Source organism: Aggregatibacter sp. Marseille-P9115, assembly GCF_920939465.1.
GTDB classification, from domain to species: Bacteria; Pseudomonadota; Gammaproteobacteria; order Enterobacterales; family Pasteurellaceae; genus Aggregatibacter; species Aggregatibacter segnis_B.
Map to the genome: position 1 here is coordinate 255,410 of NZ_OV100759.1, position 20,244 is coordinate 275,653.

Below are 20,244 nucleotides of genomic sequence, written 5' to 3' on the forward strand. Positions count from 1 at the left end.
TAAAATAGCGGAAAAAAACGATTCAGTTATTGGTTTCACGGGGTAAGATGTGTAGAATACGCGCCCCTACCCATAATGAGTAAAGACTGAAATAGAATCTGATGAAAGACATATTGGAAAAAAGTAACGAAGCCAGCAACTTCTTAAAATTGTTAGCCAATCCGAATCGCTTAGCCATTTTGTGCTGTTTACATGAAAAACGATATAACGTCACTGAATTGACTGTCAAAATGAACATGCCACAAGCAGCGATGTCCAACCAACTCGCCCTTTTGCGTAAAGCAGGCTTAGTGGCAAGTGATGTCAAACATCGGGAACGTGTGTATTATATTAACGATCCCAAAGTCGTTGAAATGATCAAATTATTACACGGCTTTTTCTGTGACTCATCCACTGAAAAATAAACATAAAAAAACGCAGAACCCACTTCTGCGTTTTTTCATTTTATAAAATCCATACTTGCATTTTTATCGAATTTTACGATCGCACTTTTGCACACCAATCAAGGTGCGTTAAATACCATTGAACGGTACTGCGCATCGATGCCATAAAATCCGCTTGTGGTTGCCAATGCAATTCTTGACGAATTTTTGTGGCATCAAGTGCATAACGCACATCATGTCCGGGACGGTCAGCCGTATGCACAATAAGATCTTGATAATGTCTTATTCCTTTCGGCTTGTTGGGCGCAAGTTCTTCCAACATATCACAGAGTATCTGTACAATTTCTCGGTTCGTTTTTTCACAATGCGCGCTAATATTGTAGCTTTCTCCAATACGCCCTTGCTGAAGAACAAGATACAGCGCCTGAACATGCTCCTCAACGTATAGCCAATCCCGAATTTGCTGCCCATTGCCATAAATCGGCAACGGCTCTCCACTTAATGCATTTAAAATCATCACCGGAATCAATTTTTCCGGATATTGGTAAGGTCCGTAATTGTTCGCGCAATGCGTGATGATTATCGGCAATCCATAAGTGCGGTGCCAAGCACGAACCAAATGATCCGATGAAGCTTTTGAAGCTGAATAAGGGCTACTAGGCGCATAAACTGATGTTTCCGAAGACAAATCTGACGTCCCTGCCACATCACCATAAACTTCGTCTGTCGAAATATGCAAAAAACGGAAGGTCTTTTTCCTCTCGTCAGGCAGCTGTTGGTAATAATCACGTACAGCTTCCAACAGCGTATAGGTGCCAACAATATTGGTTTGGATAAATGCCGCCGCACCATAAATAGAACGATCCACATGGCTTTCCGCCGCAAAATGCACAACACAATCGGGCTGATGTTCTTTTAAAATGCGTTGAACCGCTTGCGTATCACAAATATCCGCCTGTTCAAAAATATAACGCGGATTAGTCGCTACCTCATGCAACGACTCAAGATTGCCGGCATAGGTCAATTTATCCAAATTCACAATCTGATCTCGCGTATGATAAATACTATGACGAATAAACGCTGAACCAATAAATCCGGCACCGCCGGTGACAAGAATTTTCATAGAAGATTAATTCGCTTTCACTTGATTAATCGTATCGCTTTCCCAGCCTACATACTCACCGGAAAATTTTTCTGCCAATCGTTCAAACTGCTCTACATAACGGAAAATATCATCGTTATCCAATGTCATTTCCTGCTCTATTTTGACGATATAAAACCCGTCTTTATCGTCTTCATCTTCGAAAATCAGCGGCGCACTGCTATAACTCATAGAATGAAAGGAAAGATCGCCAAGATTGGCAGCTTCCATAAATTGGAACATCTGCTGTTCTTCTGCAAACTGGAACGTATGTTCAACAAGATAGTTATCCGCTAAATCTCTGCCATTTTGTAGCAACATATCTAAAATTTCTTCCGTGACATTAAGTTTCATTTCCAATGGTGATGGCAATAAAAAATCAAAATAAGTATCCCAATTCGGATCCTCTTGCACCGTAATCTCTTCAATGCCTTCCTTAAACTGGTCAAGTACACCAAAAAGTGCGGTGGTTTCATCACAGTAAAAATAAAGCTTTAAAAGCCCTTCAGTAAAAATATGTCCGGCATAAAGTAGCTCTGACAATGCGGAAGCCTGTACCAAAATTTTGAATAATTCCTTCACCACCCGATGATGTTCATCTAACGTCGGCATCGTATTTTCATCCGCCTCGTAAGGCAATGAAACCTGCACGATCTTGTTAAATTTATCAGGGGTAAATTGTTCAAAAATATCTAAATTAACAGTACAAGAAGCCATATTGCCGTTAATTAACGTACGGTAATTTTGCCAATTTTGTTCAGGATTTTTTAACGGCATTATTTAAACTCCGCCCAAATCGGTGCGTGATCCGATGGTTTGTCCATGGCACGAATATCAAGCGCAATCCCGGTATCCACGCAATGTGCCGCCAACGCTTTATTTGCCAAAATATGGTCAATGCGTAAACCGCGATTATCATCAAACCCTTTGGAACGGTAATCAAACCACGAGAATTTGTCGTTTACTGTTGGGTTTAAATAGCGGAAGGTGTCTTCTAAACCATATGCATATAAACGCTGATACCATTCGCGCTCTTCCGGCAAGAAGGAACATTTACCGGTGCGCAACCAGCGTTTACGATTTTCTTCGCCGATACCAATGTCCAAATCAGACGGGCTGATGTTCATATCGCCCATAATGATCACCGGGTTTTGTGCATTGTGATCTTGTTCCAAATAGCGCTGTAAATCCGCATAGAATTTTTGTTTTGCCGGGAATTTGGTTGGATGTTCACGGCTTTCACCTTGTGGGAAATAGCCGTTAATCACCGTTAATTGCCCAAATGGCGTGTCTAAGTCAATCATGATAATGCGTTTTTGGGCTTCTTCATCATCGGTTGGGAAACCTTTTCTCACCAATAACGGCGCCTGTTTACTCAACAAAGCCACACCATAATGCCCTTTTTGGCCAAAATGGTTGACGTGATAGCCAAGATGATCCACCAACTCATAAGGGAAGACTTCATCTGCCACTTTAATTTCTTGCAAGCCGAGGACATCCGGTTGATATTTATCGATGATTTCTTCTAATTGATGTGGTCTTGCTCTTAATCCGTTGATGTTAAATGACATGACTTTCATGTTGATTCCTTAAATTTTCTTTAGTTGCCCATGCGCTGCTGAATTCTATCAGCAAACATACCGATACTCACGGCGAAATAATTCGACTTGTTCCAATGCAATAGCGTGCGATAGTTGTTGGACACTAAAAACGCGCGTCCCAATTCACGATCCGGTCTCACCAACCACAAATCCGCTTGAGAAAGTGCGGTCAGTTTTTGCTGCGTTTCCGGCGTTTGGAATTTCAGGCTGACACCTCGATTTTGCCAATCGGTTAAGCGACGCTGTTTCCCCTCTTCCGTACCGGAGAGCGTCATATCAATCGGCTGATTCACCGTGACTTCAACGCCCCAAGGGAGATTAGGGTTCCAGCCCTCGGTGTGCAAATAATTGGCAATAGAGGCAAACACATCATAGTGTTCCGTCCAAATGTTTTTCTCACCGTCCCCGTTTCCATCCGCGGCATAACGCAAATAGGAACTTGGCATAAATTGGGTTTGTCCCATAGCACCCGCCCATGACCCCCTCATTTTGTGGCGCTGAATATGATCCCGTTGCAGCATTTTCATGGCGGCAATAAATTCTTTACTGAATAACGCTTCGCGACGTCCGTCAAAAGCCAATGTGGCCAGCACGGATAACACATCATAACTGCCTTGATAATAGCCAAAACTGCTTTCCATGCCCCACAATGCCATCAAATAATTTTTCGGGACACTAAAGGTTTGGCTCGCCTTTTCCAGTTGTGGCAATTGCTCCCAATAACGTGCAGAAGCCGTCTCTACTTTATTTTCGGTTAATACGCGATTTAAGTAATTGGTCGTGCCATTCGGATTTATCACCGGTGGCGCATTAGGATCGCGTTTACGAATTCGTCCCGCTTGTTGATCGTCCAAATCCACGGATTTTTGGATGTAGTTAATGTTATTTTGCGCATTCAATACCTCCACAGAAACCCCTTCTGCAGCGGCTTTGCCTTTCAAGAAATTCACATAATCATTAAAGTTCTCTAATGTGCGAGGCTTGCTATAAACCTCGCTTGCTGCAACAGCGTGAATACCATGACTTCCGCCACTTGAAGAGGGGCTATGAGAAGAACAGCCTGCCACAAAAAGTGCGGTGAAAATAACGGATGTTTTTAAAAATGAGGTAAACGTCATGGGCTATTTTCTCAAGAACGTATGATAAAGACTTTTCAATAAGGAGGTTGGCAACAATCGTGCACCGGAACGCAAAACAAACGTAAACAAGCCGGAAAATAATCCTTGGATACCTAAACGATATTTTAATTTAAACAAGCGCCACTCCGCTTTGGCTTGATTTAAACCACGACGACGCCCCACCATGCCGTTACCGACACGGGCGTACACCAAAATATCCGGCAAATTCGCCACTTTTTGACCTTGTGCCACAAGCTTAATCCACAAATAATAATCCTCTTGCAGATCTTCATATCCACCACAATTTATGACCACACTTTTTTGATACGCCACGGTCATGTGATTGAAAGGGCAACGCTTTTGCGTGAATTTCACAATCTCTTGCGCCGTTGTCGGCACATTGCGATACGCCACGATGTCCTTCACATTGTCACCAAATTCAGCGATTTGTCCGCCGAAAATGATCGTTTCCGGATGTTGTTCAATAAATGCCACTTGCTTTTCAAAGCGTTCCGGCACACAAATGTCATCGGTATCCATACGGAAAACCCAATCATGCGAACAATGTTTTAAACCTTCATTGAGCGCTTTACCTAAACCTAAGTTTTTCGGCAACTTCACTAAGTTTAAGGGTAATTTTGTTTCGAATTCAGTGACCACCGCCTCTAATTCAGGTGTCACCGCCCCATCAAACACTAAGACGATTTCATCGGCAGGATGGGTTTGCGCCACAAGGCTTTCAAAACATTCTCTTAAATATTGTGGATTTTCCTTAACGTATAAGGACATTAAAACTGAAAATTTCATCTCTTTTCTCTTTGTCTTCGTAGGGACAGACTTTATGTCTGTCCTTATATATTCAACTTTGGCATCGGACAGGCATAAAGCCTGTCCCAACAACATTACATAAAGCGTTTCAAATTAATTGCCAAGCTTGGGGAAATCAGCACCACTAAGGCAATGATCAACTGCTTCACGCTTTTGGTCTGTTTGAAAATATCAAAATAATACACCGCCGCCTTGCGGGATAAATTCATGATATGCGGATACGCCAAAATGTAACTGGCATTAATATTGAAATTACGCGCCTGCACCTCAGTTTTCACATAATGCTGGCGGATGTAGTCAATGGCTTTTTGCGTATTGGTGGTATCCGTAGAAACACTCGAACGCTTGGTATGAAAAGTACAATGCGTTAAAGGCTCGTTAATTTTATACGGCTTAAAACTTGGCTCCTGTAACAATTTCAACAAGAAATCATAGTCTTCCAGAGAACGAAGTGCGGTGGATAATCCGCCTATTTTTAAAAACAGTTCTTTTTTCACTCCAATCATCGGCATACCGCCAATTTTATTCGCCAGTAAAATGCGCTCAACGCTGATCTCCTGTGGCTCAATAGGCGAGGTTTCATAGGTAAAACCTTCGTTTACCATTTCACATTTCGCCGGATGATAGACAAAATTAATGTCTTGGTGCACTGCGATGGTTTCCGCCAATATTTCGCATTTATTGGGTGCAAAGCGATCATCATCATCTAAAAACAACAACCATGCCTGCTGCGCAGAGCGCGCTCCGATATTGCGGCTTTCCGCAGCGCCTTGATTGGTTTCGTTACGAATGACTTTAACTGCAAATGGATAAGATTGTGTGACTTCAACGGGCTCTTTCGAACAATCATCCACAATCACCACATCAAAATTATATGAAGTCTGCTTGGTTAAACTTTCCAATAATGCTGGAATTTCTTCTTTCCGGTTATAAGAAGGAACAATGATACTGAACATTAATTCGCCTCCTTTTGTTTAAACAACACAAGCTGTTTCCCTTGGCTACCGAACAACGATAAAAACATCAACATCACAAACATAATGCCCGGGAAAGTAAAGGTATCGGCTTTCACGTTGCAAAGGGACAAAATCGCCAACGTGGAAAGGGTAAATTTCCAGCTGCCATCAAACCAATTTAACGCCACCTTACGCACAAAATAGAAGGTCACGACAAAACACACCAAAGTATAAGACACGCCACCGTAGAGAATTTGGCGCAAAAAGCCGGAATCGGTATGGCCGTAATAACGCCCAACCACCAATTCACCTGTCATATACATGCCGTCACCTTGAATAAATTGTTTTAAGGTTGGCATAAACAAATGGTTTTTCATCAGCGTATCCGTTGAAGAACTCACAAAGCCTTCTCCGTGCAATAAATTAATCACCGGTTCAAGCGCATGCGCCACATACGGATTTTCCGGTAGGAAATACGCCAGTAATAACACTAACAACACAAAAGAAATTAACGCCGGAAGATACCGCACTTTGAAATACACCAAAATGCTGATCACAGAAATGGTGAGGAAGGTTCTGCCGGAAATCAGCCCGATACATAACATGAAAAAAATCAGCACGCTCGGCAAGGTATTCTGTTTCTCGTTATACGCCAACAAGAAATGAAACAACATCAAATAGAACAAACTCAATTGGAAAAAAGCCGCCGAGGTGACGTTATATAAGCGATATTCCTGCTCGGATCCATAAAAACGATCGGGTAATAACGCATTTGTGGAAAGCAAGAAATCAACAATCCACGACACGCCAAGTAACGCCAACAAGCCCAATACAAATTGCAGAATCACGCCAATCTGTAAATCCTTCACAACAGCCAATTGACCATTTGAACGGGCATAAAATGCATTATAAACGCCCACGCCAAACACAAATAAAATCAGCAATTTCACATACATACTGATCACGGAGAAATCTCGCGTGCCGTTGATAAGCAATGGAATCAGGCTAAATACAATTAAGCCGAACAACACCGCCAAGCTGTCTAACGGCAATATAACGCCCTGCGTCTGTTGCTTTTTAACATAGCGATATGCCAAAAACAGGAAGGCAACCAGTCCAACTACCCATGACATGCGTAACACATGGAATAACCAAGGATCGTAGAGATAAAAAAGATTAAAAAGTGCGGTCATTTTTTTCGTTATTTTCCTAAATTCTTTTTAATTGCAAACAGTTTCTTTAACGGATATTTCAATAATTTTTTTGCCAAATTATTGGATTTAGAGCCGCGAATCGCCTCGAGATTGCTCATGAGGATTGGATTTTCAATAGCCATTAACGGGCGTACCACCTTGTTATTTAGGTGAAATTGCGTTTCAAACAACAGGAAATCATCTGCCAACCAAAAAGCTTTTTCTTGTGTCAACACGTCAAGAAAACGACGAGCTGCAGACTTTTTAATGAGATACGCCACTGTGCCGGCAAAATAACTTTTATACGGATACGCCACCGTCACATCCGCCACTTTTTGACGTAAAAAAGAAAACGTTGTCGGATAATTGATTTCCAATTCCACATCATCAAAAGACGCAATTTTAGATTGCCCGATGAGAACAATATCTGCCGAACACTGTTGGGTTAAAAGTGCGGTCGTTTTTTCCGATAAATCGGCATTAAACAAAGCATCATCTTCACAAACCAAGGCATAATCCGTTTCCGCAATGTGCTCATCGGCAACGATTCGGCGATAAACTTCAAGATGGCTCAAGGTACAGCCTATTTCACCTTTTGTGACGTTGCGCCCATAATGTTGCTCAAACTTTGTCGGATTAAACACTTCGGCCAATGCATCCCATTCTTTCTGCATGGTATTAATCGCGGAAAATACCTCAAAATCTGCCGTGTTAGGTTGAGAAAAGAACAATTCGCGACGCTGAACGTCCTTATCTAACGAAATCAAATATTTCTTCATAAAAAATCTCAATAAAATCGATTATCTGCTGGTTTGTCTGTCAGTTGGCGGGAAACCGAAATAGTTGCATAAAAGATTGCTGATTATACTAAAGAAATCTATAATCCCCCACCTATTTTACGGTAAAAACACAAGTTCGATTTTCCCGATGTCCAACAAAACCATTGCTAAAAACACCCTCTTTCTTTACATCCGCATGTTGTTCAATATGGGCGCGATGCTGTATATCTCGCGCGTGGTGTTGCGCGTATTGGGTGTGGAAGATTTCGGGATCTACAACATTGTCATGGGCGTGGTGATTTTGTTCTCTTTCTTTAATGGCACCATGACCGCCACCACACAACGCTTCATTAACGTCGAAAAAGCCTCAAACGACAGCAAGCGCATCAATAAAGTCTTTAACATCAGTATTCTCAATCACTTATTGATTATGTTGGTTGTGGTGCTATTGGCAGAAACTGTTGGGCTGTGGTTCCTTAACCATAAATTAATTATTCCTGCCGCGCGTATGCAAGCGGCCAATATTGTTTATCAAGTCGCCTTGATCATTGCCTTGATTGAAATTATCAAAGTGCCTTTTAACGCCATGATTGTCGCCCATGAACGCATGTCTTTTTATGCCTGGCTGGGATTGGCAGAAACCGCCTTTAAACTGACCGCTATCTTTATTTTGATGCATATCGAACACTACGACAAACTGATTTCTTACAGCCTCTTGTTGTTGTGCGTCAGTATGTTGGTGTTTACCCTTTATTTTCGTTTCACACGCAAGGCTTTCTACACGGAAACCCGTTTCCATTTTGAGAAAGATTTACATACCACCAAAGAAATGATGAGCTTTTCCGGCTGGATGCTGGTGGGACAACTCGCTTATGTAGGTTCAACGCAAGGGCTGAATATGGTAACCAACCTGTTCTTTGGCGTTGCAGCGAACGCGGCGGTCGGCATTGCGACTCAAGTGGATACTGCCGTGTATAGTTTTGTGAACAACTTCCAAGTGGCGTTTAACCCGCAACTGGTGCAATCCTATGCGGCAAAAGACTATGAGCGAAATAAAAGGTTGATCTTGGGTACCTCAAAATATTCTTTCTACTTAATCGCCATTTTATCTGCGCCGGTACTGTATTTCAGTCATACCTTACTGACTCTCTGGTTGGGTGATAATGTGCCGATGTACACCGATAAACTGGTACAAGCCACGCTTGTTTGTTCCCTTATTAGTGCCATGGCGGGGTCGTTTTGGATGACGGCGTTAGCCATAGGTTCTAAAACCATTAAACAATACAACGTTATCTTGGCGATTATCGATCTTTGTACCGTGCCGCTTGCCTATTATCTGTTTACCTTAGGATACAATCCGGTCTATGCCTTTATCGGTAAATTCTGTACCGCACTTTTCATGCAGCTTTATCGCCTCTACTTTATTAACAAAAGAATTAAATTTAATCGCAAAGAATTTGTCTCATACTTAACAAATATCAGCCTGGTTTTCGCCTTGTTATTAGGCTTAATTTATTTCTCGGACACACAGCGCACCTACTCATTCTTGGAATTTGTAGGAGAAGCATTTCTTCTTGAAGTCGTGCTCATTTCAGTCATCTTAATGGTGGGATTAACCAAAACTGAAAAAGACTTTTTATTTAGCTATTTAAGAAAAAGAGTGAAAAGATGAATCAACAACTCATTGATTTAAAAAACAAGTTAGCTCCGATTGCAGATTTAATTCAAGATAAAAACGACGTGTTTTATCTCGATTATCCGTTGCATTTAAACGTGGGCGATTTATTGATTTATCACGGAACAGAACAGTTTTTTACGGATCACAATATTCGTGTCACCTTAAAACGCAGTGAATTTGATGTGGACATTGAAGAACTGAAACAAAAAATCACCCCAAACACCACAATTTTGCTCCACGGCGGAGGGAATTTCGGCGATCTTTATCCACAACACCAAAAAATTCGCGAAACGGTGGTGGAAACGTTTCCCCACAACCGTGTGATTGTGTTACCACAAACGTTGTTCTATAAAAGCCAAGAAACGTTAGAAAAATCCGCCGCACTTTTTGCCCAACATTCGGATTGTCATTTACTGGCGCGAGACGAAAGAACGGCAAAAACTTTTGAACAATTTTCACCAAACGTATATTTATCGCCGGACATGGCGCATGAACTGTACGGGACATTGCCAACTAAAAAGACACACAGCGGAAACGCCCTCTATTTCCTGCGTAAAGACATCGAAGCCAGTGATATCGAAAAAAATATTACCGCTCAACTCCCTGCGGGAAGTCATATTAAAGACTGGGAAGATATGTTATCTGAACGAGATGATTTAGTCTTAGCCGTTACTTGGCGTTTAGCTAAATTCGCCAAGCGTCATCAGTTAACCGGTTTAAAAAAGCTTGTTCACCGCTTTTGGAAAACATACACCCGACGCATTATAAAACGCGTTGCCAAAACCTTTTTAAGCTATGACAACATCACCACGACCCGTCTTCACGGTCACATTTTTTCCTGTTTATTGGAAATCCCGAACGTGGTTTGCGATAACTCTTACGGCAAAAACACCGGCTACGCCAATTTATGGACAAAAGAACTGGATTTTGTCGAGTTTTATACTCAACAAAAATAAGATGTTGTGTATTAATTAATGGAATGAAATCATGTTTGAACTCAAAAAACTCATCACAGCCATGATGCTACCGCCATTTAATATTTTGATTTTATGGCTATTTTCGCTTTTATTTTCATTCTTTAAATGCAAAACATTAAGCCGCCTTTGTGCATTTTTTGGCATTGTGCTGCTCTATCTGGTCAGCATTCCCTACACGGCACAAACCTTAAAAGACAGCTTAGTCACTGAAGATCATTTAACCTTAAACGATTATAAACAGGCTCAAGCCATCGTTTTATTAGGTGGTGGCGTTCGTGATAGCAAAGAACTCTACGCACCGCTTGCGTCTTCTGCCACACAGCTAGAACGTTTGCGCTACGCGGCTTATTTACAAAAAGAAACGCAACTGCCGTTATTGATTAGCGGTGTCAGCCCGACCGGCGCATCAGAAGGCAAAGTTTCTGCAGAAGAATTACAGACGTTCTTTAATGTACCGACGAAATGGATAGAGGAAAAATCTTTAACCACCAAAGAAAATGCCTTATACACCCGTCAATTACTAGAAAAAGAAGGCATCCATAAAATCATTCTGGTGACTAATGAATGGCATATGCAACGGGCAAAACTCTTGTTTCAACAGCAAGGCTTTGATGTCTTGCCGGCAAGCGTAGGCGAAGGCATTACACCGGACTCTTACGGATTAAACATGATGCACTTTGTGCCTCAAGCCGGTGCAATGGCAAAAAATATGCAATTACTGAAAGAGTGGATCGGCTATCTCAAAGAGAAATAATCTCTCTTTTTTTCACCGCACTTTCAGTCCCCTAATTTAAAATGCGCTCTTCTTCAGGCGCATTTTTTTATGTCCGTTTATTTTTTAGTTGCGATCATGCTCGCAAAATCACAAGTCTTTTTCTCCAGTCCCAATACCTTGTTTTAAGATGATTTTTATTTCAAGGAATCCTCTTATGCGTTATTTCAAACTTTGCTTGAGTCTGCTCTTGTTTAGCGTGTCTTGTTACGCCGAAAAACCTGATTTGATGTTGTTAGAAAACTATAAAGATCAAAACGTAACCGGATGGGTGATGAGTGAAAAATTGGATGGCGTACGTGGCTATTGGGACGGCAAACAGCTTTTTACTCGAGGAGGCGTTTCTCTGGCTCCACCCGCTTATTTTCTAGAAAATTTTCCGCCGTTTGCCATTGATGGCGAATTATTTAGCCAACGTGATCAATTTGCAGAAATCTCTTCTATCGTGCGCGCTTATCAAGATAAGGGTTGGCATACATTAAAACTATATGTCTTTGATGTGCCTGATGCTAAAGGGGATTTATTTACCCGTTTGGCTACATTAAAAGCCTATTTAGCAAAACATCCCTCTCAACACATTGAAATCATCGAACAGACTCCTATTGAAAGCCCGGAGCATATTCGACAATTTCTACGGCAAGTAGAACAGCAAAAAGGCGAAGGCATCGTGATTCGTAACCCCAATGCGCCTTACGAAAGAAAACGCAGTTCACAAATTCTTAAATTAAAGACCGCACTTGATGAAGAATGCACGGTGATTGCCCACCATGCCGGCAAAGGCCAATTTGAGAATGTCATGGGATCGCTTACCTGCGAGAATCACCGTGGTCAATTCAAAATTGGTTCCGGGTTTAAATTGGCTGATCGCATCAATCCCCCACCTATCGGTTCAAGCATCACCTATAAATACCGCGGGTTAACCAACAAGGGGAAACCAAGATTTGCCACTTACTGGCGCAAGAAAATCGAAGAACCAAGCGCACCATAAAACATAAAAAAAGTGCGGTGAAATTTCACCGCACTTTTTATTCATACACCACTAATCGCTGTGGACGAATCACGTTATTCTCATCAATCACCGCCATGCCAAGAAAGCGATTTTCATGGGAAAACAACCGCACTTGTCCTTGCAACCTGTTGGGGTTATCGAATTTTACCCGTTGACCAAATCCGATACCTTGTGTTTGGCTTTCATTTAAGGTTAACGCCGGCAATTTTGCCACGGCAGTATCCATCGGCAATAATAAGGCATCTAACAAACTCAAATCTTGTGGTTCTGCCAAGCTTTGTAAAGCGTGCCAATCTAGCATTTTCTCTGTCGGATAATCCGCCACTGCTGTGCGACGCAACATCGTTACATGGGCGCCACAGCCCAACGCCTCTCCTAAATCATCCACCAAAGTGCGAATGTAAGTGCCTTTGGAACAATGTACCTCAAGGGTTAAATAGGGCGCATTATATTCGATGAAGTTCAGTTCAAAGATCGTAATCGGACGTGCTTCCCGCTCTACCGTAATACCTTGACGGGCGTATTCATAAAGAGGTTTGCCATTGTGTTTCAAGGCGGAAAACATGGTCGGCACTTGTAAAATATCCCCACGGAATTGTTCAAGTGCGGTCAAAATTTCAGGTGTTTTGACCTTCACTTCATGGGTTTCGACAATCTGTCCTTCTGCATCGGATGTGTCCGTGCGTTCTCCCAGTTTTGCCGTGACTAAATAACGTTTGTCAGCATCTAGCAAAAACTGCGAAAACTTGGTGGCTTCGCCCAAACAAATAGGCAACATTCCGGTAGCAAGCGGATCTAACGCACCGGTATGCCCTGCTTTGTTTGCCTGAAAAATGCGTTTCACTTTTTGCATGATGTCATTGGAAGACATACCTTGCGGCTTATCCAACAAAAACACACCATGAATATCACGCCCACGTTTACGCGGTTTGGACATTAGTCTTTGTCCTCAACGTGTTTTTTCTCATCTTCGCGCACAACATTTGTCACCAAGTTAGACATGCGCATACCTTCCACCAAAGATTGATCGTAAATAAAACGAATCTCCGGCACGATACGCAGACGCATGGCTTTGCCTAACAGCGTGCGAATATACGGCGCCGCTTTTTCCAAGCCTTTCATGCCCTGCGCAATCGCCTGTTCATCATGATCAAATAAGAAGGTGACGAAAACCTTTGCATAAGCCAAATCACTGGACACTTCCACGTCGGACACCGTCACCATGCCAATACGCGGATCTTTCACTTCGCGTTGTAAAATCACCGCGATTTCTTTTTGGATTTCTTGTGCGACACGGTCGCTACGTTTGAATTCTCGAGCCATTTTGTTTCTCTTTAATTGTCCGCGGGCAAATATACCCACGGTTAGGCCTAATGCTTCCCCTTTGGGAGCGCTTGTATACAGCCATAAAGGTAACGCATTACCCTAGGCAAAAAGTGCGGTCAAATTTGACCGCACTTTCTTTTAAGATTAAATCGAGCGTTTAATCTCAACGACTTCGAACACCTCAATCTGGTCGCCGACTTTTACGTCATTGTAGTTCTTCACGCCGATACCACATTCCATACCGTTACGGACTTCAGATACGTCGTCTTTGAAGCGACGGAGAGATTCCAATTCACCTTCGAAGATTACCACGTTGTCGCGTAATACGCGGATTGGGTTGTTACGTTTCACAATACCTTCGGTCACCATACAACCAGCGATGGCGCCGAATTTCGGATGTTTAAACACATCACGCACTTCAGCCAAGCCGATGATTTCTTGTTTGAATTCTGGTTGTAACATACCGCTCATCGCTGCTTTCACATCATTTAATAGTTCATAAATGATAGAGTAATAACGAAGGTCGATATTTTCGGCTTCGATAATACGACGGGCTGATGCATCCGCACGGACGTTAAAGCCGACCATAATCGCATTGGAAGCTGCGGCTAACGTTGCGTCAGTTTCAGAAATACCGCCCACCCCGGAACCGACAACTTTCACTTTTACTTCATCCGTAGAAAGCTCTTGTAACGATTGAATAATCGCTTCCACAGAACCTTGTACGTCTGCTTTCACAATGATATTGAGTTCAGCGACATCACCTTCCGTCATATTGCTAAACATATTTTCGAGTTTCGCTTTTTGCTGACAAGCCAGTTTCACTTCACGGAATTTACCTTGACGGTGTAATGCAACTTCACGTGCTTTTTTCTCATCACGAACCACAGTTGCTTCATCACCCGCTGCCGGAACGCCAGAAAGACCTAACACCTCAACAGGGATAGATGGACCGGCTTCCTCGATTTCTTGACCGTTTTCATCACGCATTGCACGAACACGACCATACTCAAAACCGCAAAGTACGATATCACCTTTATGTAATGTACCGGATTGAACAAGAATGGTTGCCACTGGACCGCGACCTTTATCAAGGTAAGATTCGATCACAACACCACTTGCCATGCCATCTTTCACCGCAGTTAATTCAAGGACTTCTGATTGAAGTAGGATGGCATCTAATAAATCATCGATACCCATGCCTTTCTTCGCAGAAACAGGGACGAATTGCACGTCACCACCGAATTTTTCAGAAATCACTTCGTGTTGAAGCAATTCTTGTTCTACGCGATCCGGGTTGGCTTCCGGTTTATCAATTTTATTCACCGCAACCACTAAAGGCGCACCGGCTGCTTTCGCGTGTTGGATCGCTTCAATGGTTTGAGGCATCACACCATCATCTGCTGCAACCACAAGCACGACGATATCCGTTGCTTTCGCACCACGTGCACGCATAGAGGTAAATGCCGCGTGTCCCGGCGTATCTAGGAAGGTAATCATCTTACCGTCATCCATTTCTACATGATATGCACCGATGTGCTGAGTAATACCACCCGCCTCGCCGGCTGCCACTTTGGCTTTACGAATGTAGTCAAGTAAGGAAGTTTTACCATGGTCAACGTGACCCATGATGGTTACTACCGGCGCACGCGTCACTTTTTCAGCATTAACATCACGATCGCCTAATACTTCTTCTTCAAGTTCATTTTCATTGCGAAGAATGACTTTGTGACCTAATTCTTCTGCCACTAATTGCGCCGTTTCTTGGTCAAGCACTTGGTTAATGGTCACCATTTCGCCCATTTTCATCATCGCCTTGATGATTTCGGTCGCTTTGGTCGCCATCTTATTTGCTAATTCTGCAACGGTAATGGTTTCACCAATGACAACATCTGTTTTCACCGCCTGAACAGGTTTTGTAAAGGCTTGTTGTAATGCAGCACCTTTCTTACCATTTTTACCCTTGCCGAATTTACCGTCTTTTAGATTGCGGCGGTTAGACTCGCGCTCGTTTTTATTGCTTTCATCATCACGTCCGCCTTTTTTCGCTTTCGCCACTTTATTTTTACCGCGACCGCGACCTTCATTACGACGCTCTTCTTCATCTTCCGCTTCTAAAGCATAACGAGAGCTTAAATTATAATCGGTATAATCTTCTGATGCGCTGTCATTGCTTGACGTATCAGCTTCAGCATAACGTTTCGCTTCCTCAGCCGCTTTACGCGCCTGTTCTTCCGCTTTTTGACGGGCTAACTCTTCCGCTTTACGGCGTAATTCCGCCTCTTCGGCTTTACGTTTTTCTTTTTCCGGATCAACCGATTTAGGTTTATTTTCAACCGCACTTTGTGCTTGTTTCGCTTTTTCCGCTGCTTCTTTGTCTTTAGCCGCTTTCTCTTTGGCGGCTTTTTCTCTTAGCGCTTTTTCTTCCGCCGCTTTTTGCTCAGCTTCTTGTTTCGCTTTTAATTTTGCGGCTTCTTCGGCTCTTTGTGCCGCTTCTGTTGGAATTACGCGTTTTTTACGTACTTCAACTTGCACTTCTTTACTCTTACCAGAAGCGCTCGTTCCGCTCACGGTCGTTTTTGTTCTACGCTGTAAGCTCAGTTTCTTTGGGGCATTTTTTAATTCTTCTGTCATCTTTTCACTCCTTCATTACTCAGTGAACCAACAAATGTTTCGAGCTGCCATAATTAAATCTGCAGCTTGTTCGGCACTGAGTCCTTCAATGTCGGCTAAATCATCAACGCCTTGCTCAGCAAGATCTTCCAAGGTCGTGATTTGTTTTTCTGCCAATTTAAAGGCGATGTGACGATTCATGCCTTCAAGATTCAACAAACGATCTTCAATTTTTGCTTTTTTCAACGCTTCTTCTTCTGCCAATGCTTTCGCTGTAATGGCATTTTTCGCGCGAGTTTGCAATTCCTCTACTAAATCTTCATCTTCCAAACCGTCAATGGCGGTTAATTCGCTCACGGAAACATAAGCCAATTCTTCTAGCGTAGAGAACCCTTCATCAATTAATAATTGTGCAAATTCCTCGTCGATCTCCAAGGCATCAATGAACAAATTCAATACTTTGTCGTCTTCCGCTTGGTGTTTTGCATTTAAGTCTTGAGTAGTCATGACGTTTAACACCCAACCGGTTAATTGAGTTGCCAAACGTACGTTTTGACCATTACGGCCAATGGCTTGCGCTAAGTTAGCTTCTTCTACCGCAATATCCATCGCATGTTTATCTTCATCAACAACGATAGAACTCACATCTGCCGGCGCCATAGCATTGATCACAAATTGTGCCGGATTGTCATCCCAAAGCACGATATCAACACGCTCACCGCCTAATTCATTGGTAATCGCTTGAACACGAGCACCACGCATCCCTACGCAAGCGCCTACAGGATCAATACGTTTATCATTGCTCTTCACCGCAATTTTAGCGCGAGAACCGGGATCGCGTGCTGCACTTCTAATTTCGATCAATTCTTCACCAATTTCCGGCACTTCCAAACGGAACAATTCAATTAACATTTCCGGTTTAGCACGCGTCACGAATAATTGTGCACCTTTGCTTTCTGGGCTTACTTTATATAACACGCCGCGCACACGGTCACCCGGACGGAAGTTTTCACGTGGTAACATATCTTCACGCAACATCACGGCTTCTGCTTTATTACCATCTTCACCATTCACATCTAAAATAACGCTGTCGCGGTTACTTTTCTTCACTGTCGCAGTAATAATTTGTCCTTCTTTCGCGCGGAATTGGTCAACGATCTTACTGCGTTCTGCTTCACGAATTTTCGTGCTAATCACTTGACGCGCAGTTTGCATCGCAATACGGTCAAAGGCGATAGATTCGATTTGATCTTCCACATAATCACCAATTTGTGCATTAGGGTCTTCAAAACGAGCTGCTTCTAAGGTGATTTCTTTTGTCGGGTTATTCACTTCTTCCACCACTAACCAACGACGGAATGTGTCAAACTCACCGGTTTTAGTATTAATCGCAACACGAACATCAACGTCATATTCGTATTTCTTTTTGGTGGAAAGGGCAATAGCGCTTTCCAACGCTTCAAAAATCTTCTCGCGTGGTAATAGCTTTTCATTGGACACGGCTTCAGCCGCTAATAAAATTTCTTTACTCATGTCTGCTTTAATCCTTTTCTAAATTTAAAATTTAGGTACAACGTTAGCTTTCTGAATGTTGCCAAACGCTAAAACCTGTTCTTGTTTATCCACAATCAGCGTAATCATGTCATTTTCAATTTTCGTCAGTTCGCCTTGCCATTTACGACGATCCGCCACCGGAATACGCAAATGCACAACAATTTCCTGACCGACATAACGGGTATATTGCGCCAAGGTAAATAGCGGACGATCTAACCCAGGTGAGGACACTTCAAGGTTATATTTATCGGCAATCGGATCCTCCACATCTAACACTGCGCTCACTTGGCGGCTTACATCGGCACAATCATCTACTGTTACGCCACCTTCTTTATCAATAAATAAACGCACGGTTAAATAACGACCGATGCGTTGGCATTCAATGCCCCAAAGCTCGCAGCCTAGATCTTCTACCGAGCCTTGTAATAAATCCTGTAATTTTTGTTCCAAAGTTGCCAAAACAACCTCCCTCAAACGATAGACGTAAAAAAAGGGCTTACAGCCCAGTTTTTCAATAATTATCAACGCATTAAAAACAACGCGTTGATATTTAAACAACAAATTTATCGTATAAAAAAACCCCAAAATTGGGGTTCTTTTTACTGAACTTGTGATTGGTTGCGGGGGCCGGATTTGAACCGACGACCTTCGGGTTATGAGCCCGACGAGCTACCAAGCTGCTCCACCCCGCGTCCGAAATATGTGGCGTATTATAGTGTTCAAGAACACAAATAGCAAGATTTAATTCAGCAAAAGGCTGAGAAAAAACGGCCTGAAAATTCACCGCACTTTTAAAGACTAAACAACCAATCGTCTTTTTTCGGCGTTTGTAAGTAAAATCCTTTTTCTTTAATTTGCTGCAATACTTCCGTTTTATCGGCATTTACCAACGGTTTTGTACCGACAAGATTAAACAACATGACAAAAACCGGTTTACCAAAAACCGTTAACAACGCTTCAGGTAACGTCTCAAATTGATCGCGTTTTTCAATATAAAGATACATTCCCGGTTCTTTTGGGCTTTTATAAATGGCACAGAGCATAAATATCCTTCCTTAGTAAGGTTAAGATTGCCGATTTTGCAATAATTCATTATCATTAAGCAACTTTTTTCCTTGGAATTTCTCTATGGCTCAAGACATTATTGAACTACGCACAGGTCAATTTTCCGCTGTATTTATCAGTATCAATAGTTCAAGCTTGACCGCAATTAAGCGCGCATTGACAAAGAAAAGCAAAACTTCCCCTTCATTATTTAAAAATATTGAAGTGATTTTGCAATTCAATCCTATGCTGGAAAAAGTGAATTTAACCGAACTAAAATCACTACTTGCCGAATATCACATTCACGTCATTGGGGTTGCCGACTGGCAAAATCATCTGCAAAGAGAATTAATTTTAACCGCCGATTTACCGATTCTAGGCAACATTGATAATCTTTCAGAAATACTTCCCGAACCTCGTAGTCTGCCGACAAAAGTCATAACCCACAGTGTTATTGATAAGCAGGTCATTTATGCGAAAAACAGTGATTTGATTATTCATGGCGACGTAGAACAAGGCGCTGAAGTCGCAGCAGACGGCAATATTCATATTTATGGCGAATTATTAGGACGTGCCATGGCGGGGGTCAACAGCAATTCCGGTGCGATCTATACACAATATTTAGATGCCGAATTTTTAGCGGTAAATAGTCGTTTCTTACACAAAGAAAAAATCCCAACTGAATTCTTATATCGTTCAATCAGGATTTTTGCTGAAAAGGATAAATTAGTTTTTATCCCATTCTAAAAGCAGACAATCTGCTTTTTATTTATTTTCAGTGCGTTCTTTTACGGCTTCTTTCACTTCAGCCGCTTTTTCAGATACTGCATCTGCAGCTTGACTCACTTTCTCTGCTGCGGCATCTTTCATTTCACCTGCTTTAGTTGCCATTGCATCCATTTTTTCAGCTGCAGTTTCTTTTGCTTCAGCCACTTTCTCAGCCGCAGCGTCTTTCATTTCTCCTGCTTTGGTTGCCATTGCATCCATTTTTTCAGCTGCAGCTTCTTTTGCTTCAGAGACTTTCTCAGCAGCGGCATCTTTCATTTCGCCTGCTTTTGCTGCCACAGCGTCTTTTGTTTCTTTAACAGCTTCAACGGTTGCCGTTTTTACATCTTGTGCTGCACTGACTACCGTTTCTTTCGCTTCTGAAACATTGGCTTTAGCCTGCTCAACTTGTTGTGAAACTTTATTGTCATCACACGCAGTAACACTTAACACTGCACCTAAGACTAAGGCGGTTAATACTGATTTTTTCATAGTAGCTCCTAACAA

The 20,244-nt window shown here is 42.3% G+C and carries 21 protein-coding genes and 1 tRNA gene; 6 read left to right on the forward strand and 16 right to left on the reverse strand.

Annotation, left to right across the window (positions count from 1 at the left end):
• Positions 1 to 101: 101 nt before the first annotated feature.
• Positions 102 to 404, forward strand: a complete 303-nt coding sequence (locus tag LQ983_RS01140; protein WP_230621348.1) for a helix-turn-helix transcriptional regulator — start codon at positions 102 to 104, stop codon at positions 402 to 404.
• Positions 405 to 477: 73 nt separating this feature from the next.
• On the opposite strand, the gene rfbB is transcribed toward LQ983_RS01140, so the two are convergent.
• From rfbB to LQ983_RS01180, 8 genes are all read right to left on the reverse strand, one after another.
• Positions 478 to 1,506 (reverse strand): dTDP-glucose 4,6-dehydratase, encoded by a 1,029-nt coding sequence (rfbB, locus tag LQ983_RS01145; RefSeq protein WP_230621349.1) that lies wholly within the window; start codon positions 1,504 to 1,506, stop codon positions 478 to 480.
• A 6-nt stretch (positions 1,507 to 1,512) separates the two neighbouring features.
• Positions 1,513 to 2,301 carry a TIGR01619 family protein gene (locus tag LQ983_RS01150; protein WP_230621350.1) on the reverse strand — a complete coding sequence of 263 codons (789 nt, stop codon included), beginning with the start codon at positions 2,299 to 2,301 and terminating at the stop codon, positions 1,513 to 1,515.
• Positions 2,301 to 3,104, reverse strand: coding sequence for an exodeoxyribonuclease III (xthA, locus tag LQ983_RS01155; protein WP_109432259.1), 804 nt, complete (start codon positions 3,102 to 3,104; stop codon positions 2,301 to 2,303). The genes LQ983_RS01150 and xthA overlap by 1 nt, the downstream gene beginning before the upstream one ends.
• A gap of 20 nt (positions 3,105 to 3,124) precedes the next feature.
• On the reverse strand, positions 3,125 to 4,243 hold the full coding sequence (locus LQ983_RS01160; protein WP_230621351.1) for a lytic murein transglycosylase: 1,119 nt from the start codon (positions 4,241 to 4,243) through the stop codon (positions 3,125 to 3,127).
• 3 nt (positions 4,244 to 4,246) lie between these two features.
• Positions 4,247 to 5,050: a glycosyltransferase gene (locus LQ983_RS01165; protein WP_230621352.1), complete on the reverse strand. Its 804-nt coding sequence runs from the start codon at positions 5,048 to 5,050 to the stop codon at positions 4,247 to 4,249.
• Positions 5,051 to 5,145: 95 nt separating this feature from the next.
• Complete coding sequence (locus tag LQ983_RS01170) at positions 5,146 to 6,027, reverse strand: glycosyltransferase family 2 protein (RefSeq protein ID WP_230621353.1); 882 nt, start codon at positions 6,025 to 6,027, stop codon at positions 5,146 to 5,148.
• Complete coding sequence (locus tag LQ983_RS01175) at positions 6,027 to 7,220, reverse strand: hypothetical protein (protein WP_230621354.1); 1,194 nt, start codon at positions 7,218 to 7,220, stop codon at positions 6,027 to 6,029. The genes LQ983_RS01170 and LQ983_RS01175 overlap by 1 nt, the downstream gene beginning before the upstream one ends.
• Positions 7,221 to 7,228: 8 nt before the next feature.
• Positions 7,229 to 7,999, reverse strand: coding sequence for a glycosyltransferase family 25 protein (locus LQ983_RS01180; protein WP_230621355.1), 771 nt, complete (start codon positions 7,997 to 7,999; stop codon positions 7,229 to 7,231).
• Positions 8,000 to 8,147: 148 nt separating this feature from the next.
• On the opposite strand from LQ983_RS01180, the gene LQ983_RS01185 reads away from it, so the two are divergent.
• The 4 genes from LQ983_RS01185 (at position 8,148) to LQ983_RS01200 (ending at position 12,414) form a co-directional block, all read left to right on the forward strand.
• Positions 8,148 to 9,671, forward strand: a complete 1,524-nt coding sequence (locus LQ983_RS01185; protein ID WP_230621356.1) for an oligosaccharide flippase family protein — start codon at positions 8,148 to 8,150, stop codon at positions 9,669 to 9,671.
• Positions 9,668 to 10,633, forward strand: a complete 966-nt coding sequence (locus LQ983_RS01190; protein ID WP_230621357.1) for a polysaccharide pyruvyl transferase family protein — start codon at positions 9,668 to 9,670, stop codon at positions 10,631 to 10,633. The genes LQ983_RS01185 and LQ983_RS01190 overlap by 4 nt, the downstream gene beginning before the upstream one ends.
• A 31-nt stretch (positions 10,634 to 10,664) precedes the next feature.
• Positions 10,665 to 11,408, forward strand: coding sequence for a YdcF family protein (locus tag LQ983_RS01195; protein ID WP_230621358.1), 744 nt, complete (start codon positions 10,665 to 10,667; stop codon positions 11,406 to 11,408).
• Positions 11,409 to 11,583: 175 nt separating this feature from the next.
• On the forward strand, positions 11,584 to 12,414 hold the full coding sequence (locus LQ983_RS01200; protein WP_230621359.1) for a DNA ligase: 831 nt from the start codon (positions 11,584 to 11,586) through the stop codon (positions 12,412 to 12,414).
• Positions 12,415 to 12,451: 37 nt separating this feature from the next.
• Here LQ983_RS01200 and truB read toward each other — a convergent pair whose 3' ends face one another.
• The 7 genes from truB to LQ983_RS01235 all read right to left on the reverse strand — a co-directional run bounded on the left by truB (position 12,452) and on the right by LQ983_RS01235 (position 18,971).
• Positions 12,452 to 13,372 carry a tRNA pseudouridine(55) synthase TruB gene (gene truB / locus LQ983_RS01205; RefSeq protein WP_230621360.1) on the reverse strand — a complete coding sequence of 307 codons (921 nt, stop codon included), beginning with the start codon at positions 13,370 to 13,372 and terminating at the stop codon, positions 12,452 to 12,454.
• Complete coding sequence (rbfA, locus tag LQ983_RS01210) at positions 13,372 to 13,758, reverse strand: 30S ribosome-binding factor RbfA (protein ID WP_005700694.1); 387 nt, start codon at positions 13,756 to 13,758, stop codon at positions 13,372 to 13,374. The genes truB and rbfA overlap by 1 nt, the downstream gene beginning before the upstream one ends.
• A gap of 147 nt (positions 13,759 to 13,905) precedes the next feature.
• Positions 13,906 to 16,395: a translation initiation factor IF-2 gene (gene infB / locus LQ983_RS01215; RefSeq protein ID WP_230621361.1), complete on the reverse strand. Its 2,490-nt coding sequence runs from the start codon at positions 16,393 to 16,395 to the stop codon at positions 13,906 to 13,908.
• 15 nt (positions 16,396 to 16,410) lie between these two features.
• Positions 16,411 to 17,907: a transcription termination factor NusA gene (gene nusA / locus LQ983_RS01220; protein ID WP_230621362.1), complete on the reverse strand. Its 1,497-nt coding sequence runs from the start codon at positions 17,905 to 17,907 to the stop codon at positions 16,411 to 16,413.
• Positions 17,908 to 17,931: 24 nt separating this feature from the next.
• Entirely contained in the window at positions 17,932 to 18,387 is a 456-nt protein-coding gene (gene rimP / locus LQ983_RS01225; RefSeq protein ID WP_230621363.1) for a ribosome maturation factor RimP, read from the reverse strand.
• 156 nt (positions 18,388 to 18,543) lie between these two features.
• Positions 18,544 to 18,620, reverse strand: a tRNA-Met gene (locus tag LQ983_RS01230).
• Between the two features lie 99 nt (positions 18,621 to 18,719).
• Complete coding sequence (locus LQ983_RS01235; RefSeq protein ID WP_230621364.1) at positions 18,720 to 18,971, reverse strand: YcgL domain-containing protein; 252 nt, start codon at positions 18,969 to 18,971, stop codon at positions 18,720 to 18,722.
• Positions 18,972 to 19,056: 85 nt separating this feature from the next.
• Here LQ983_RS01235 and minC point away from each other — a divergent pair, with 85 nt between their 5' ends.
• Positions 19,057 to 19,719: a septum site-determining protein MinC gene (minC, locus tag LQ983_RS01240; RefSeq protein ID WP_230621365.1), complete on the forward strand. Its 663-nt coding sequence runs from the start codon at positions 19,057 to 19,059 to the stop codon at positions 19,717 to 19,719.
• 18 nt (positions 19,720 to 19,737) lie between these two features.
• On the opposite strand, the gene LQ983_RS01245 is transcribed toward minC, so the two are convergent.
• A complete protein-coding gene (locus tag LQ983_RS01245; protein WP_230621366.1) occupies positions 19,738 to 20,229 on the reverse strand; it encodes a hypothetical protein in 492 nt (163 codons plus the stop codon).
• Positions 20,230 to 20,244 lie beyond the last annotated feature (15 nt).